This is a genomic window from Noviherbaspirillum sedimenti (genome assembly GCF_003590835.1).
Classification (GTDB): domain Bacteria; phylum Pseudomonadota; class Gammaproteobacteria; order Burkholderiales; family Burkholderiaceae_D; genus Paucimonas; species Paucimonas sedimenti.
The window spans coordinates 1,602,914-1,618,919 of sequence record NZ_QYUQ01000002.1 but is presented as its reverse complement, the minus strand read 5'-3'; the positions used below and the strand labels follow the sequence as shown (position 1 = coordinate 1,618,919).

The following is a 16,006-nucleotide window of genomic DNA, read 5'->3' as shown; positions in this document are numbered from 1 at the left end:
GCATGGCAAAATTCGATTCCACTACCGCACCTTCGCTGAAAAGCTGGGTTGAATCCGCCAACGCAGCGGATTGCGAATTCCCGATCCAGAGCCTGCCTTACGGCGTGTTCAAGACCGGCGATTCGGCGCCGCGCGTCGGCGTCGCCATCGGCGACCGCATCCTCGACCTGGCAGTGCTGGCCGAGGCCGGCTTGCTCAAGTGTGAAGCGGGCGTGTTCGCCCAGCCCCGGCTGAATGACTTCATCGCCCTCGGCCGCACGGTCTGGCGTGGCGTGCGCGAACAGATCAGCGCGCTGCTGTCGCATGAAAACCAGGCTCTGCAGGGCAATGCCGGCTTGCGCGAAAAGGCGCTGGTGGCGCAAGCCGATGCCAGCATGCTGCTGCCGGTCGAGGTGCCGGGTTACACCGATTTCTACTCCTCGAAAGAGCATGCCACCAATGTCGGCGCGCTGTTCCGCGATCCGAAGAATGCGCTGCTGCCGAACTGGTCGGAACTGCCGATCGGCTACAACGGCCGCGCCTCGTCGGTGATCGTCAGCGGCACCCCGGTGCGGCGTCCGAACGGCCAGATCAAGCTGCCGGACCAGGAGCGCCCGATCTTTGGCGCCTGCCGCAAGCTCGATATCGAACTGGAGACCGGCTTCATCGTCGGCGTGCCGAACGCGCTGGGCGAGCCGATTCCCTGCGAGGAAGCAGAGCAGCACATCTTCGGCATGGTGCTGCTGAACGACTGGAGCGCGCGCGACCTGCAGGCCTGGGAATACGTGCCGCTGGGCCCGTTCAATGCCAAGACCTTCGCTACCTCGATTTCGCCATGGATCGTGACCATGGATGCGCTCGAGCCGTTCCGCACGGCGCAGCCGGCGCAGTCGCCCGAGCCGCTGCCGTACCTGCGGCACGCCGGCGAACATGCCTTCGATATCCAGCTCGAAGCCTTGCTGAAGCCGCAAGGCAAGGCGGAAGCAACGACCCTGGCGCATACCAACTTCAAGTACATGTACTGGTCGATGGCGCAGCAACTGGCGCACCACACCGTATCCGGCTGCAATACCAGGGTAGGGGACCTGATGGGTTCCGGCACCTTGAGCGGACCGACGCGCGATTCGCTGGGCGCCCTGCTCGAGGCCACCCTGAACGGCCGCGAGCCGATCACCCTGAAAACCGGCGAGCAGCGCACATTCATCGAGGATGGCGATGAGCTGACCCTGCGCGGCTGGTGCCAGGGCGCGGGCTACCGCGTCGGCTTCGGCGTCTGCACCGGTACCATTCTTCCCGCCCATCTGGTAAAGTGAATCTGCCATGATGAAACTCTACAGTTACTATCGCAGCTCGGCCTCCTTCCGGGTCCGCATCGCCCTGAACCTGAAGGGCCTGCCGTACGAATACCTGCCGGTGCACCTGGTGCGTGGCGGCGGCGAACAGATGGCGCCCGCCTACCAGGCCATCAATCCGGCCGGCCTGGTGCCGGCGCTGGAGGATGACGGCCAGTTGTTGTCGCAATCGCTGGCGATCATCGAATATCTCGAGGAAACCCATCCTTCGCCGGCGCTGTTGCCGGCCAAACCTGCCGATCGCGCTTACGTGCGTGCCGTGGCGCTGCAGGTCGCCTGCGAAATCCATCCGCTGAACAACCTGCGCGTGCTGAAGTACCTGAAGGGCACGCTGGGTGTGTCGGAAGAGGACAAGCAGGCGTGGTACCGGCATTGGGTGACGTCAGGGTTTGCGTCGCTGGAAAAGCGGCTGGCAAGCGATCCGCATACCGGCAAGCTGGTGTACGGCGACCAGCCGACCATTGCCGATCTTTGCCTGATTCCGCAGGTATGGAATGCCAGGCGTTTCGACATTGCGCTGGATGCCTATCCGACGATTGCGCGCATCGATGAATACGCGATGACGCTGGAAGCATTCAGGAAAGCCGAGCCGGCGGCGCAGCCGGATGCGGAATAGGTTTTCAGATTTGAGACGAAGTTTATGCTTCGCAACTGGCTGGAAGTCCGCTTACTTGTTGCAATCACGGCCATCACCTCTGCGCTGTGGTTTTTTATCGAGATAGCCGAAGACGTGGTTCAGGGGGAAACCAGAAAAATCGATCTGGCAATCCTGATGGTTTTTCGTTCCGCCCATGACCCAACTCAAGCGTTTGGTCCCGCCTGGCTCAATGAATTTGTGCGCGACATCAGTGGATTGGGTAGTCTGGGCGTACTGATCTTGCTCGTTGCCGCGGCAGTTATTTTTCTGCTGCTTATTAGAAAATGGCGAACAGCGCTTTTCACGCTGATTGCGACATTTGGCGGCGGGCTGGCATCCTTCCTGCTGAAGGAAGTGTTCAGTCGCCCCAGACCAGACCTGGTCCCCCTGGGGACGCTTGACTATCACGCCAGCTTTCCGAGCGGCCACGCAATGATGTCGGCTTTGGTCTACCTGACCCTGGGTGCGCTGGTGGCACGCTTGACGCCAGGACGATGGTTAAAGATTTACGTCATGGGCATCGCCGCTGCCTTGTCCATCCTGATTGGCGTCAGCCGGGTCTATCTTGGCGTCCACTGGCCTAGCGATGTTCTGGCTGGCTGGGCTGCCGGTGCGGCCTGGGCACTCGGGTGCTGGCTGCTTGCCCACGTTTTCAATCTTGGCAATGGAGCGAAGCGATGAAGGGACAGTCGTTTGGAAAGCGGCTCGGATTTGCCATCAATGGCCTTTATCTGGCATTCCGCCGCGAATCCAGCTTCCGGTTGCAAGTATTTGCTGCCGCAGGAGTGCTGGTTGTTCTATTGCTGACGCGCCCCGAGATTGTATGGTGGGTGATGGGCGCATTGGCAGTTGGATTGGTCCTGGTTGCCGAACTGTTCAATACGGCATTGGAAGTATTGGCAGACCGCATTCATCCAGAACTGCACCCCGAGATTCGCGCGGTCAAGGACATCGCCGCCGGGGCAGTGCTCGTATCGAGTTTCGTAGCGCTGCTCGTTGCGGTGGCTTTTTTATTCAGATAAAGGACGGGACGCAATGCCCCCTGTTAATTGCGGCTTGATCCGATAGAACGGCGCATTCAAGCTGTTTTCCTTGGCCCTTGCGGGCCTGTTGCAGGGCTTTTTTATTTGCGCTACCGTAGCCAAACCGTTAGCTGATGACAATTCCAACAGAATAGGCCAAAAGCAGAGGCTCCAAGTACAGATTGCGGTCCTGAAAGGCAGGTGAAAATCCGCATTGTTCATGTAGACTAACATTGAGAACTTACAAGTCTTTAATCACAGGGGTCTATGATCAGCAGGCATTCAAAAAGTCAACATGCGCTAGCAGCGCCAGCTGATCGTCGGCCCGTGACAGCGCATGAAGTTGCTCGGCTGGCAGGAGTGTCTCAATCTGCCGTTTCCCGCACGTATACGGAAGGGGCAAGCGTTTCGCCCGATACGCGGGAAAAGGTGATGCTGGCTGCCAAGCAGCTTGGCTATCGGCCCAACCTGGTGGCACGCTCCCTTATTACGGGGCGTTCCAATATTGTGGGCGTGACGATCCCGAGCCTGTCGAACCCCTTTTATTCCGAATTGTTGGAAGCGCTTGCAGAGGGCTTTGGTGAGATCGGCTATCGCATCATGCTCTTTACGACCAACCCTGATCGCAATTCGGATCCCGTATTGGAAGAGGTTCTGCGGTATCGCGTCGATGCGCTCGTCCTGGTTGCTTCGAATTTATCTTCGCATTTCGCCGACGAGTGTCAGCAGATTGGTTTGCCTGTCGTACTTCTCAATCGGAAAACCAATAGCAAGATGGCGTCCAGCGTCACGGGGGAAAACAAATCAGGCGCTACGCAGATCGCTGCTTTTCTTGCGGCGAGTGACCATCAGCGATTCGCTTATATCGCCGGCCTGGAAAACTCCTCGACCAATCGCGACCGGGAAAAAGCATTTACCGACTATCTGCAAGAGCATGGCTATGCTACGCCAATACGCGTGGTCGGCAACTATACGGCGGCCGGTGCCGTGTCGGCGACCAGGGAGCTGTTGAACCGGAAAAATCGGCCTGACGCCATTTTTTGCGCAAACGATCAAATGGCTTTGGCAGCAATTAACGTTGCCCGTACCGAATTTAACCTGGCAGTGGGTAGTCAAATTTCCGTCGTAGGATTTGATGACTCGGAATTGGCGGGATGGCCGATTTTTGGACTGACGACATACGCCCAGCCGGTCCGGTTAATGGTGGGACGTGTCGTGGATATCGTGAAAGAAGCCTTGGGAGATAAAGGAATGGCTCCCGTCCATGAGACGGTAAAGGGAAGGCTGGTCGTGCGGGAGTCTGCGCGTATTCCTGACAAGGGGATATCAATCATTGATGGTGTAAAAGTCTGGCACCAGGAATAAGGAAGTTCACACGTTTCCTCTGCAGCACATGCGACGTGACCAGGCATGCTGGCTAAGGGCTTGCTTCTTTAAAGAAACTCCGTCTTTTGTTTTGGCTTTCAAAAAACTTGCGCAGTCCGCATGCCTGTCCTATACTGCGATGCATTGCATACGTATGCAATGCATCTAAACCAAATCGACTGGAGACTGAAAATGGCTAAGTGGCTCAAGCAAGGCGCAGAACCGGAAGTTGTCAAAAACGCGGCGCGGGAAGTCCGGGAAACCGTGGAAAAAATCCTTGCTGACATCGAACAAGGTGGTGATGCCGCCGTACGCGAGCTGGCCATTCGCTTCGATAAAGTCGAGCGCGACGATTACCGGTTGACCGACAAAGAAATCCAGAATTGCCTGAATCAACTCAGCGATAAAAACCTGGCCGATATCGAATTCGCGCAGAAGCAAGTGCGTAATTTCGCGCAGCACCAGCGCGAATCGATGAAAGACATCGAAGTCGAAACGCTGCCGGGCATTATTTTGGGGCACAAGAATATCCCAGTGAATGCCGCGGGTTGCTATGTACCGGGCGGCAAGTATTCTTTGCTGGCGTCGGCCCATATGTCTGTGATCACGGCTAAAGTCGCTGGTGTGCCCCGGATCATCACGTGCGCGCCGCCATTCCAGGGCAAGCCAGCACCGGCAATTGTCGCCGCTCAGCACATGGCAGGTGCGGATGAAATCTACTGCTTGGGCGGTATCCAGGCGATCGGCGCCATGGCAATCGGCACGCGGTCTATTGCGCCGGTGGATATGCTGGTCGGCCCAGGCAATGCGTTTGTTGCGGAAGCCAAGCGCCAAATGTTCGGTCGCGTCGGTATCGATCTGTTTGCGGGCCCGACCGAGACCCTGGTGATCGCAGACGACACCGTCGATGGCGAACTGTGTGCGACCGACTTGCTGGGACAGGCAGAGCACGGTCCGGAGTCGCCGGCAATCTTGCTGACCACTTCCGAAAAACTGGCGCTGGATACCATCGAAGAGGTCAAGCGCTTGCTGAAGATTTTGCCGACAGCCGCCATTGCATCCCAGTCATGGGAAAAATTTGGCCAGGTGATCGTTGCTGAAAGCAATGAAGAAATGGTCAAGATTGCTAATGAAATTGCATCCGAACACGTGCAAGTCATGACGCACGATGATGACTATTTCCTGAAAAATCTGCGTAACTACGGCGCACTGTTTTTAGGGCCACGCACCAATGTTTCGTATGGCGATAAAGTTATCGGCACCAATCACACCTTGCCGACAATGAAGGCAGCGCGCTATACCGGCGGCTTATGGGTCGGCAAATTCCTGAAGACTTGCACCTATCAAAAGGTGCTCACCGATGAAGCATCTGCCATGATTGGCGAGTATTGCTCCAGGCTGTGCGCTCTGGAAGGCTTCGCCGGCCACGGCGAGCAAGCCAATATCCGCGTCCGCCGCTACGGGCACAAGGATGTTCCTTACGGCGGTGCGGCCGAATAAGCTAAGCTGTTCGAGAAAAAATGGTGCGGCAGGGCTTGTCGCACCATTTTAACAAGGAGGCAGAATATGTCACAAAAAGCGAATAAGCTTGTAAATGGACGGCACATCGGGATCATTGGCGCCGGGCTGGTTGGCGCAGGCTGGGCGATCGTATTTGCAAGGGCCGGGCTGGAGGTAAAGATCTTCGATGCGGCGCCCAACGCCGCAGTATCGTCGCTGTCGCTGATACGGAGTCAGCTGGAAGATCTGCATGCATTCGAGCTCATTGATAATATCGATGGCGTGATGGCGCGCATGACTGCAGTAGAAACATTGCAGGAAGCGGTCACCGATGCGGCGTATCTTCAAGAATCCATTCTCGAAAAAGTGGAAGTCAAACGGCGACTCATGGAAGAGCTGGAGGAACTGACCTCAGAGAATACCGTGATCGGCAGTTCAACTTCGGGCATTCCGGCCTCGGCATTTACGCAAGGTCTCAAACTGGCGGGCCGCACCCTGATTGCTCATCCCGTCAACCCGCCTTATCTGGTCCCTGTCGTGGAAATCGTGCCTTCGCCGGCCACGCTGTCTGAGGCGGTTGCCTTTACGGACGCGCTGATGCAATCCGTCGGCCAAAGCGTGGTGCATGTGCGCCGCGAAACTCAGGGCTTTGTCTTGAACCGGTTGCAAGCCGTCCTGTTGCGCGAGGCATGGGCATTAGTGGAAGAGGGCGTTGCAACTTGCGAAGATATTGACAAGACAATCCGGGACGGCTTGGGATTGCGCTGGTCGTTTATGGGGCCGTTTGAAACGATTGATCTGAATGCACCACAAGGTGTGGCCGATTATGCACGCCGTTTTGGTCGCTTGTTTCAGGAAATCGCACATTCGCGCACGCATGAACAGCCGTGGCCTGACGAGCTGATTGCCGAGGTAGAGGCGCAGCGTCGCACGATTCTCGGACAAGACCAACTCAACGAACGCCGCGCCTGGCGTGATCGTCAATTGATGACCCTCGCTGCAATGCGAAACAAGAAGGAGAAATAACAATGTCCAGCATGATGAGCCCGGCGATCGATTCTGCAAATCCGCTTCAATTACCAGGCCTGACAGCGATCGTGACCGGCGCCTCACGCGGCATTGGCGAGGGCTGTGCACGCATGCTGGCTTCACTGGGCGCTCACGTCATTCTTGTCGCCCGCAATGCAAGCGATCTGGAAACGCTTTGCATGGACATCCGGAATGCCGGCGGCGCTGCCGATTTCTGGGCAATGGACTTGAATAATGCCGAAGAATTTCGGCAGCGGGTCGATGCCTTGCCCGCAGTTCATATCCTCGTCAACAATGCCGGCATGAACAAGCCACAGCCATTTGTAGACGTCGATGAAGCGACCTTTGACCAGATTTTCAACCTGAACGTCAAGGTGAACTATTTCTGCGCTCAAACCGTGGCAAGGCGAATGATCGCAACGCAGTCCACAGGATCGATCATCATGATGTCATCACAGTCCGGCCATGTGGCTTTACGTGATAGAACGGTCTACTGTTCGACAAAATTCGCGATGGAAGGGATGAGCAAGGCCATGGCGCTGGAGCTGGCAACACACCAGATCCGCGTCAACACCGTTGCGCCGACATTTGTGTTGACGCCAATGACAAAGCCTTTCCTCGAAGATCCTGAATTTAATCGGTATGTGCAGGAAAATATTCCCTTAGGGCGCATGGCCACTGTTGACGAAGTGTCTGCAGCGGTCGCTTATCTGGCCGCGCCAATCAGCGGCATGGTCACAGGAACCAGCATGTTGGTGGATGGTGGCTGGACCATGAAATAAAGTGTCCAGGATTGATCGCGCTGATTTATGCCAGCACGGCGCTAAGTCTTCGATCCGCATGTTCTCAGGCAGCCTGTGTCTCCTTGCGCCGCTGCAGCACGAAAATCGGCTGCGCCCAGTGCACATCCTTTTTCTTCTTGCTGGTGATGAGCGTCAGCTCTGACGGGTCATACACGTCGGTGTTGTGCGTCAGCGGCGTGGTCATCAGGTACTGCGCATCGGTATTCTTCAGAAACTCGCCGACCAGCTGGATGTTGCGGATATCCAGGTGGGCGAAGGGTTCGTCGATGAACACGAAGCCGCCCGAGCCATCGTCGGACTTCAGCAGGCCGATCAGCAGGATCAGCGACTTCATCACCTGCTGGCCGCCCGATGCCTCGCCGTCGTTCATGCCGATGGCGCCCTTGCCGTCGAACTTGAAGCGCACGTGCAGGCCGGCCTGCGCCAATTGCACGTCGTCGTTTTCCAGGCGCACCGTATCGGTATGCACTTCGATGCCGGCCAGCTCGCCCAGCTCCTTGATGTTGCGACTGTAGGTCTTGACAGTGTAGCGCAGGCGTTCGATATAGGCGCCGCGCGCATTGGTGGTGGCCTCGATCGCCCGGTTGTTCTGGTAGCGGCGCTCATCGGTCTCGGCCTGGCGTCCTTGCAGCAGGTTGGACAGGCGCACATGCTGGTCGACCACGGTGGAATCGGTTTCCCAGTCATCGCGCGCAAGGTCAACGGCAAGGTGCTTCATGCGCAGTTCGACCTGGTGCGCGTTCTGGTGTTCCTCGACCAGCGCCAGCCGACGCGCCGGGCGGCGCCAGGCGTGCGGCAGGTGGCGCCAGGTCTTGCGCAGTTCAGCCAGCCTGGCCGCATGCGCGCTGCGTTCTTCCTGATAGCGCTTGTTCGATACGCGCTGATACGATTCGGCGTCGGCCAGCGCGCGCCTGGCGTTCTGCCAGTGGTTGTCGGCCAGCGTGCGTTCCTCGGTGGCCTTCTTGGTCAATGGGAACAATTCGCCGAGGCGGCTGCCGACTTCGGTGCGCGCCGCCTTCAGCGGGGCGGCGCCATGCACGGCTTCATCAAACTCGGCCTGGCGCGCGACCAGTTCCTTGGCTGCATCGACGCCGGCAATGCGCGCTTTCAAGCCACTGACTTCGCCCGCCAGCTTGCTGATTTTCAGCGTCAACTGGTCTTCCTGCGCTTCCAGCTTTGGCAGGCTTGCCTGCAGGGCGGCGAGGCGCTGCAGGCGGCCGGCATCGCCGAAACGGTAGCGTGACGCCTCGACGAACAGCGAGCGTCCGCCGCGCCGCTCGCAGTGGTAGGCCTCGGGCGTGATCCATTCATCGCTGTTCGACAATTTGGCGCCGGCCTCGACCGAATCGACGCGCGTGATGCGCGCCAGCTGATCGATCAGCCAGCCGGGCGCCGGCGCCGTGAAGCGCACGGCCGACAGCAGGCTCTTGTCTTTCACATCCGGCGCCTTGATGCGGTCGGCGACGATGAAGTGGCCGTAGCGTTCCTGCTCGGCGATGCGGTAGGCGGCAGCCGTGTCGCCGGCGCGCGCCAGCAGCACGACCGAGGTGTAGCCGCGCAGGACGCCTTCGACCGCGCCCTGCCAGCGCGCGTCGGTCACTTCCACTATGTCAGGCAACATCACGTGGTCGAGCTTGGCGTCGGCCAGGGCGCGGCGCATCGAGCGGACGTTCTCCGGGTCGGGCAGGGCGGACTTGCTTTCCAGCGCCGCGATCGCCATGCGGTCAGCGGCGATGCGCGCCGCCAGTTCGTCGCGCTCCCGGCGCAGGCGCATGTAGTCGGCTTCCTTCCGCTCCAGCTCTGCCGCGACATCGGCGATGTCGGCGCCGGCGTCGGCGGCCAGCTTCTGCAGGCGCGTCTTTTGCTCGAGCAGGCTTTCCAGCGGCTTCAACTTGCCGTTGAGCTCGCCCAGCTGCTTCTCCAGAACCGATTTTTCTTCTTCCAGCGCCGTTTCATGCTGATGCGCAGCGGTGAGGGCGGCGGCGCGTTGCGCGACATCGGCGCGCTTGTCGGACAGTTGTCCATCCTGCGACGACAGCGATGCACGCGCTTCGCGTAGCGTGGCGCTGGTCATTGCCGCCTTTTCGCGGATCTCGTGATATTGCAGCGTCGGCAGGATTTCTTCCTGCAGGTCGCGCTGTTCCTTCAGCAGGCCTTCCCATTGATGGAAGTTGGCCGCGCGCAGGCGCAGGCGCTCCTGGTTGGTCTGCGCCGATTCCAGCTCCGCCTCGAAGCGCTGCAACTCCATTTCAGTATCGCGCTGGTGTCGCTTGGCTTCGTCGTAAGCGTCCAGCACTTCCTTGTCGCCGAACACCTGGAACACCAGATCGAGCAACTGGCGCGGCGCGTATTCGCACAGCTTGTCGGTTTCGCCTTGCTCCAGGGCCAGCACCTTCGCCATCGCCTGCGACAGGCCGGCATTGGCCAGCCGCTTGCGGTAGGCGTCCAGACCGAGCCAGTCGGTGGCGTCCTGGACTTCCTCGATCTCGACGACGCCCGGGCGCATCAGGTACTGGCGTTTCCAGTCGCCGCCGTTTTTCTGGATCTGGCAGAACAGCGTGACTTCGTCTTCACTGAAGAAGCCGGAGGCGCGAAACGGCCGGTTCGACAGCTGACGGCCGGTGGCGCGGTTGTCGACCACGGCGCGCAGCCAGGAAATCTGCTGGCCGGCGTGGCGCGCGTAATGCTTGTAGGAGCGGCCCATCGAACAGTCGAGGCCGAACAGCGTGCGCAGCGCGTCCAGCAGGGTGGTCTTGCCCGAGCCGTTCTGGCCGGCGATGGTGATGATCTTGGCGTCGAGCGGAATATTCTTGACGCGTTGCCAGTAGTCCCAGTGGACCATTTCCAGCGATTTGATGTGAAACATGGAACTTCCTTATTATTCTTGGCTTTGTGCTTCGACCTGCGGGAACGGAATTACGTCCGCATCCTTCGGTCGCGCGAGATGGAAGATGTCGGCCAGCGCGCCATTGACGATCCGGTCCTTCAGGGCATCGGTATCCATCATCAAATCCAGCAGCGGACCTTCCGTGATCATGTCGCCGCGCCGCTCGACGAAGCCGAGCTTGGAAAGCTGGCCGAGGTTCATGTCCATACGGGTTTTTTTGCCCAGCTTGTCGCCGAAATCCGCCAGCAGCGCACGATAGGAAATACCCATCGAGGCATCTTCGGCGCGCGGTAGCGGCTTGTCCTTGCCGAACATGTCTTCCTGGTCTTCCAGCGCGGCCTGGTGCGCTTCCTGGCGTTCGCGCTTGGGCAGGATGATCATCGCCCACAGCACCACCAGCAGGGCGACGCCATCGCGCGCCAGGCCCAGGTTGTTGTTTTGCCAGACTTCGCGCGCGCCGAATATTTTCGGCTCGATCTCACGCGCCAGGGCCAGCGTGACGTTGTCGGCGTAGACGTTGTCAAGAAATTTCATGCCGCAGGCGGCAAGGCGCTTGTCGACTTCGAGACGGAAGGCCTCATCGGTCAGCGCGCGCTTGACCAGCTTGTTCTCGCGCGCCAGGGTCTGATGCGTGAGCAGTTGCGCAATCAGGATTTGTGCTTCGTCAGTCATGCTTTTTTTCCGGTTCGGTCCTTTGCGTGAGCGTCGCGATCGAGATCGCCGCCACGTGCGGGTCTTTCAGTTTTACCATGCCGTCCTGCGGCGCGAATTCGAGCGGCAGGCGTGCCATCGTGGCGGTGCCGCCCTGCAGCGCGGCTTCGCTCTCGTCGCCCAACAACTGCAACAGCGAGGCGCGGTAGGAGGCGATCGCGAATGTGGCGGGCAGCAGGGTCTCGTGTACCTTTGGGGATGCGTCGGCTGCCGTTGCAAACGCGGTCAGTCGGCTCAGCCAGTCGTCCAGTACGACTGGAAGTGTCGCCACTTCGCTGGCAGTGATTTGGGCGCTTTCGCCGGCGGGCAAGGCAAAGACCGGCGTGCTGTTCTTTTCCGCCAGCAGTTCGGTCTCCGCCACATCGATCATCTCGGAAGGGGTGATGAACATGGGCGTGACCGGCAGCGATACCGCCGCGCGCGCGAGTCCGGCCAGGTCTTCATGCTGCATCAGCCAGGTCTTGATGTCGGTGGTCGTCAGGCCGGACTGGCCAAGATGCACGCGCTGGCGCTCGATCTGGTTGAGCGCGCGCGAGAACATGCCTTGCATGTTGAGCAAGGCGCTTTGCGCGCGGCCGATCGCCTGGGCGGCGCGATGGGTGGCGGCGTCGGCACGGGCGTCCTGGATGATGGAATGGAGAATTTCCGAACCTTTTTCGACCCAGTCGCAGGCGGTGTTCCATTTTTCCTGCGCGGCGCGCAGGCGGAATTCCGAACCGGAGGCAATCGCATCGGCAAATTCCTCCGTCAAGCCGACCAGCCGGCCCAGCAGGTGCTGCAGCTGCTCGACGGTGACGCCGCCGACTGCTTGTGCGCCCGCTACCTGGGATAGCAAAAAGCCCATGTCGGCGTCGTCGCTGTCCTGGTTCATCTGCAGCAGGCTATCGATGGCAGCCAGGATGTTGCGCGCACCGGGTGTGACGCGGTACAGGCCATGGCTCGCATCCCAGGCCAGCAGGTGGTGCGCGCGCAGGCGTGCGAGCACGGTTTCCAGGCGTTCGGGTTCCAGGTAAGCCAGGCGCAGGTTGATGTCGGCGCGGGTAAACGCCGGCGAACCGGTTTCCGCTACCAGTTCGCGCAAGACCAGCAGGCGCACCAGCACGCCGTCGAAACCGCCATGAAACAGGGCGGTGAAGGCTTGTAGCAGTGGCTGCGCGCTTTTCAGGCGGTAGACCTGTTCGACGTCATCCGGAGAGATATCGTACTTGAAATAGGATTGCAGGGAATCCTGCTGCTCTTCGACCGCGGGTCCGGCAGCATTCATGGGGAGAATATGCATGCAGTCATTTTAAGGCAAGGCGGCACTGTCGTATCGACGCAGCAGGTGTTTTACGGGCTGATTTTTGTGAGTGTTGCGTGTTATTCTTGCAAAAAAAGACATCCAGGAAAGCCATGCCAGTATTCGTCATCGCCAATCCGAAGGGCGGCGTTGGAAAAAGTACCTTCGCTATCAATCTCGCCGGCTATTTCGCCACGCGCGGCCACAAGGTCATGCTGGGCGATGTCGATGTCCAGCAGTCCTCGCGCTCCTGGCTGGCGCTGCGTCCGCCCAACCTGGCGCCGATTGCGGCCTGGGAAGTCGGTACCGGCTTTGTCGCCAGGCCGCCGCAGGGCACCACGCACATGGTGCTGGATACCCCCGCCGGCTTTGACGGCGTGCGCTTCGACGAGGTGTTGCGTATCGCCGACAAGGTCATCGTGCCACTGCAGCCGTCGATATTCGATATCCTTGCTACCCAGGCTTTCCTGCAAAAGCTCATCGCCCGCAAGGACAAGCTGCAGGTGGGGGTGCTCGGCATGCGCGTGAATGGCCGCACGCGCGCCGCCGACCAGTTGGCGCATTACGTCAACAACCTCGGTTTGCCGGTGCTGGGCTTCTTGCGCGACACGCAGAATTACGTGCAACTGGCAGCGCAGGGCGCCACCGTCTGGGATGCCGCGCCGTCACGGGTGGAAAAAGACCAGGAGCAGTGGCAGAGCGTGCTGGAGTGGGTGGCGCGCTAGGAGGCGCGACCGGGCGCGATGGACGCTAAGGGCGTTTGCTGCGCGCGGTTTCCAGTTGTTGGCACATTTGCTCGGCGCCATCGATGATGCGCGGCCCGGGGCGTGTCAACAGGTCAGGATCGATTACGAACAGGTTGCCGCGTTCTACTGCTGTCATTTTGGGAAAGCGTCGCCATGCCGAGGGGGCGTTATTCCGTTCGGCGCTGTCGCCCATGATCACTTCCGGATCGGCGCGCACCACAGCTTCCACGCCAACCATGGGCGCCAGTTGCGGCAGGCTGTCGAAAATATTGCGTCCACCGCACAGGCGCATCACGGCTGACACCATGTGCTGGCCATTCAAGGTCATCAGCGGCTTGTCCCAGACCTGGTAAAACACGCGCACCGGAGCGCGCCCGGCGAATCTGGTGGAAAGAAGATCCAGGCGCGCACGGAATGCGCTCGCGGCTGCATGGCCGGCGGTTTCGGTGCCGGCCAGTTGCGCCAGCCGTTCGATATTGCTGGCGATGGCGGCAAAGTCGCGCGGTTCGCTCTCGAATATGGGGATGCCGAGGTTTTTCAGGCGGGCGATCTGGACGGCGGAATTGCCGCTGCGCCAGGCCACCACCAGGTCGGGTTTCAAGGCGACGATGCGTTCGAGATCGAGTGCGCCGCCGCCGCCGATGCGCGGAACCTGCCTGGCTTTTTGCGGATAGTCGCTGAATTCGCTGACGCCAACCACCTGCTCGCCGGCGCCGGCAGCGTACAGCAGTTCAGTGGCATGCGGCGCCAGGCTGACGATGCGGCGCGCGGGTGTGCTCAAGGCGAGCGTGCGGCCGGCGTCGTCGACGACGCCGGGCGCACCGTTCGCCAACGCCGGGCCGCCCGCCAGCAGGACCGCCGCCAGCAGGACCGCCGCCAGCAGGACCGTTGCCGTTAATGGGCACTTCTGCCGCCGGTTTGCGGTATGCAACAGGGTAGCCATGCCGGCAGTTCCACTGGACCTTGCAAGCCGCTCAGATTTCCAGGTTGTCGATCAGGCGGGTTGCGCCCAGCTTGGCGGCGGCCAGCACCACCAGCGCTTCGCCTTGCGCGAGGTCGCCGGCGGCCGGCGGCTGCAGGTCGACGCGGCGGCGGATCGAAACGTAATCCGGCTTCCAGCTGCGCGCGGCCAGGCTGGCCATTGCTTGCTGTTCGAGCAGGAAAATATCCTGGTGACCGGCACGCATTTCCGTTGCGACCTGGTTAAGTGTCTGGAACAGCGCCGGCGCTTCGGCGCGTTCATCTGCCGACAGGTAGCTGTTGCGCGAAGACAGGGCCAAGCCGTCTTCGGCGCGGTAAGTCTCGGCGCCGATGATCTCGGTGGGCAGGGCGAACTGGCGCGCCATGTTGCGCACGATCATCAGTTGCTGGTAATCCTTCTTGCCGAACACGGCGACCCTCGGCTGCACGCAGGAAAACAGTTTCATCACGATAGTGGAGACGCCGGTGAAAAAGCCGGGACGGAATTCGCCTTCCAGCATATTGCCCAGGCCATCGGGCGGCTGCACCCGGTATTCCTGCGGCTCCGGGTACATGTCCTTTTCGGTGGGGGCAAACAGCACGTATACGCCTTCCTTTTCCAGTTTTTCGACATCGGCATGGAAGGTGCGCGGGTATTTTTCGAAGTCTTCGCCCGGTGCGAACTGCAGGCGGTTGACGAAGATCGAGGCGACCACCGGGTCGCCATGCTTGCGGGCCAGGCGCATGAGCGACAGATGGCCTTCATGCAGGTTGCCCATGGTGGGCACGAAGGCGGTACGTAACTGGCCGCGCAGCTGGTCGCGCAGTTCTTCGATGGACGAGACGATTTTCATGGAATTTCAATCAGGTGGGCGAATAGGCCAGGCGCACGTAGATCGGTGCGAACGCTTCGGCCTGGGTGATTTCGATCAGGGTTTCCTTGGCCAGTTCGAGCAGGGCGATAAAATTTACCACCAGCACAGGGGCACCCCTGGACGGGTCGAACAGGTCGGCGAATTCAACGAACTTCGCCGATTGCAGACGGCGCAGGATGCCGGTCATGTGCTCGCGCACCGACAGTTCCTCGCGGCTGATCTTGTGGTGCTGGATCAGCCTGGCGCGCTTGAATACGTCGGCCCAGGCCGCCTGCAGGTCGGCCACATGGACTTCCGGCCAGCGCGTGACGATGCTTTGTTCGATATAGATCTGGGTGCGCACGAAATCGCGCCCGAGCTGCGGCAGGGCATTGAGCTCGAACGCGGCCAGTTTCATCTGTTCGTATTCGAGCAGGCGGCGCACCAGCTCGGCGCGCGGATCCTGGGCCTCTTCGCCGGCTTCGGCCTGCTTTGCCGGCAGTAGCATGCGCGACTTGATCTCGATGAGCATGGCCGCCATCAGCAGGTATTCGGCCGCCAGTTCGAGATTATGGACACGGATCTGGTCGACATACTCCAGGTACTGGCGCGTGACTTGCGCCATCGGGATGTCGAGGATGTTGAAATTCTGCTTGCGGATCAGGTACAGCAGCAGGTCCAGCGGACCCTCGAAGGCTTCCAGGAAGACTTCCAGCGCATCCGGCGGGATGTATAGGTCGGTCGGCAGCTGGAACAGCGGCTCGCCGTACAGCCTGGCAAAACCTACGCCATCGATCACGTCCGGCGTCGAGTCGGCCTGGCCGGCGACCGCCAGTTCAAGCGCATCACCCGTCGGCTCGGCAATGTGCTGCCGGCTCACCG

15 protein-coding genes are annotated in these 16,006 nt (G+C 60.2%); 9 read left to right on the top strand and 6 right to left on the bottom strand.

All coding sequences use genetic code 11. The features are described from left to right. Positions 1 to 2: 2 nt before the first annotated feature. From fahA to D3878_RS07550, 8 genes are all read left to right on the top strand, one after another. Positions 3 to 1,292 (top strand): fumarylacetoacetase, encoded by a 1,290-nt coding sequence (gene fahA / locus D3878_RS07585; RefSeq protein ID WP_233556268.1) that lies wholly within the window; start codon positions 3 to 5, stop codon positions 1,290 to 1,292. Positions 1,293 to 1,302: 10 nt separating this feature from the next. Beyond that, complete coding sequence (gene maiA, locus D3878_RS07580) at positions 1,303 to 1,947, top strand: maleylacetoacetate isomerase (RefSeq protein ID WP_119787760.1); 645 nt, start codon at positions 1,303 to 1,305, stop codon at positions 1,945 to 1,947. Between the two features lie 24 nt (positions 1,948 to 1,971). Further along, complete coding sequence (locus D3878_RS07575; protein ID WP_119784911.1) at positions 1,972 to 2,649, top strand: phosphatase PAP2 family protein; 678 nt, start codon at positions 1,972 to 1,974, stop codon at positions 2,647 to 2,649. Then, positions 2,646 to 2,990 carry a diacylglycerol kinase gene (locus D3878_RS07570; protein ID WP_119784910.1) on the top strand — a complete coding sequence of 115 codons (345 nt, stop codon included), beginning with the start codon at positions 2,646 to 2,648 and terminating at the stop codon, positions 2,988 to 2,990. Before D3878_RS07575 ends, D3878_RS07570 begins: the two co-directional genes overlap by 4 nt. 267 nt (positions 2,991 to 3,257) lie before the next feature. After that, entirely contained in the window at positions 3,258 to 4,355 is a 1,098-nt protein-coding gene (locus D3878_RS07565; protein WP_119784909.1) for a LacI family DNA-binding transcriptional regulator, read from the top strand. A gap of 192 nt (positions 4,356 to 4,547) precedes the next feature. Next, positions 4,548 to 5,855 (top strand): histidinol dehydrogenase, encoded by a 1,308-nt coding sequence (gene hisD / locus D3878_RS07560; RefSeq protein ID WP_119784908.1) that lies wholly within the window; start codon positions 4,548 to 4,550, stop codon positions 5,853 to 5,855. 66 nt (positions 5,856 to 5,921) lie between these two features. Then, positions 5,922 to 6,881, top strand: coding sequence for a 3-hydroxyacyl-CoA dehydrogenase (locus D3878_RS07555; RefSeq protein WP_119784907.1), 960 nt, complete (start codon positions 5,922 to 5,924; stop codon positions 6,879 to 6,881). A 2-nt stretch (positions 6,882 to 6,883) separates the two neighbouring features. Next, on the top strand, positions 6,884 to 7,666 hold the full coding sequence (locus D3878_RS07550) for an SDR family NAD(P)-dependent oxidoreductase (RefSeq protein WP_199688111.1): 783 nt from the start codon (positions 6,884 to 6,886) through the stop codon (positions 7,664 to 7,666). A gap of 64 nt (positions 7,667 to 7,730) precedes the next feature. Here the strand turns inward: D3878_RS07550 and D3878_RS07545 are convergent, their stop codons facing one another. From D3878_RS07545 to D3878_RS07535, 3 genes are read right to left on the bottom strand one after another with little or no spacing between them, the layout of a single operon-like run. Beyond that, positions 7,731 to 10,553, bottom strand: coding sequence for an ATP-binding protein (locus D3878_RS07545; protein ID WP_119784906.1), 2,823 nt, complete (start codon positions 10,551 to 10,553; stop codon positions 7,731 to 7,733). 12 nt (positions 10,554 to 10,565) lie between these two features. After that, complete coding sequence (locus D3878_RS07540) at positions 10,566 to 11,246, bottom strand: hypothetical protein (RefSeq protein WP_233556266.1); 681 nt, start codon at positions 11,244 to 11,246, stop codon at positions 10,566 to 10,568. Further along, complete coding sequence (locus D3878_RS07535; RefSeq protein WP_119784905.1) at positions 11,239 to 12,549, bottom strand: hypothetical protein; 1,311 nt, start codon at positions 12,547 to 12,549, stop codon at positions 11,239 to 11,241. The genes D3878_RS07540 and D3878_RS07535 overlap by 8 nt, the downstream gene beginning before the upstream one ends. Positions 12,550 to 12,677: 128 nt before the next feature. Between D3878_RS07535 and D3878_RS07530 the strand changes: the two genes are divergently transcribed. After that, positions 12,678 to 13,289: a ParA family protein gene (locus tag D3878_RS07530; RefSeq protein WP_119784904.1), complete on the top strand. Its 612-nt coding sequence runs from the start codon at positions 12,678 to 12,680 to the stop codon at positions 13,287 to 13,289. Positions 13,290 to 13,314: 25 nt separating this feature from the next. On the opposite strand, the gene D3878_RS07525 is transcribed toward D3878_RS07530, so the two are convergent. From D3878_RS07525 to D3878_RS07515, 3 genes are read right to left on the bottom strand one after another with little or no spacing between them, the layout of a single operon-like run. Next, a complete protein-coding gene (locus D3878_RS07525; RefSeq protein ID WP_119784903.1) occupies positions 13,315 to 14,253 on the bottom strand; it encodes a cobalamin-binding protein in 939 nt (312 codons plus the stop codon). A 31-nt stretch (positions 14,254 to 14,284) separates the two neighbouring features. Next, positions 14,285 to 15,124 carry a pantoate--beta-alanine ligase gene (gene panC, locus D3878_RS07520; protein ID WP_119784902.1) on the bottom strand — a complete coding sequence of 280 codons (840 nt, stop codon included), beginning with the start codon at positions 15,122 to 15,124 and terminating at the stop codon, positions 14,285 to 14,287. A gap of 10 nt (positions 15,125 to 15,134) precedes the next feature. Continuing rightward, positions 15,135 to 16,004 carry a segregation and condensation protein A gene (locus tag D3878_RS07515; RefSeq protein ID WP_119784901.1) on the bottom strand — a complete coding sequence of 290 codons (870 nt, stop codon included), beginning with the start codon at positions 16,002 to 16,004 and terminating at the stop codon, positions 15,135 to 15,137. Positions 16,005 to 16,006 lie beyond the last annotated feature (2 nt).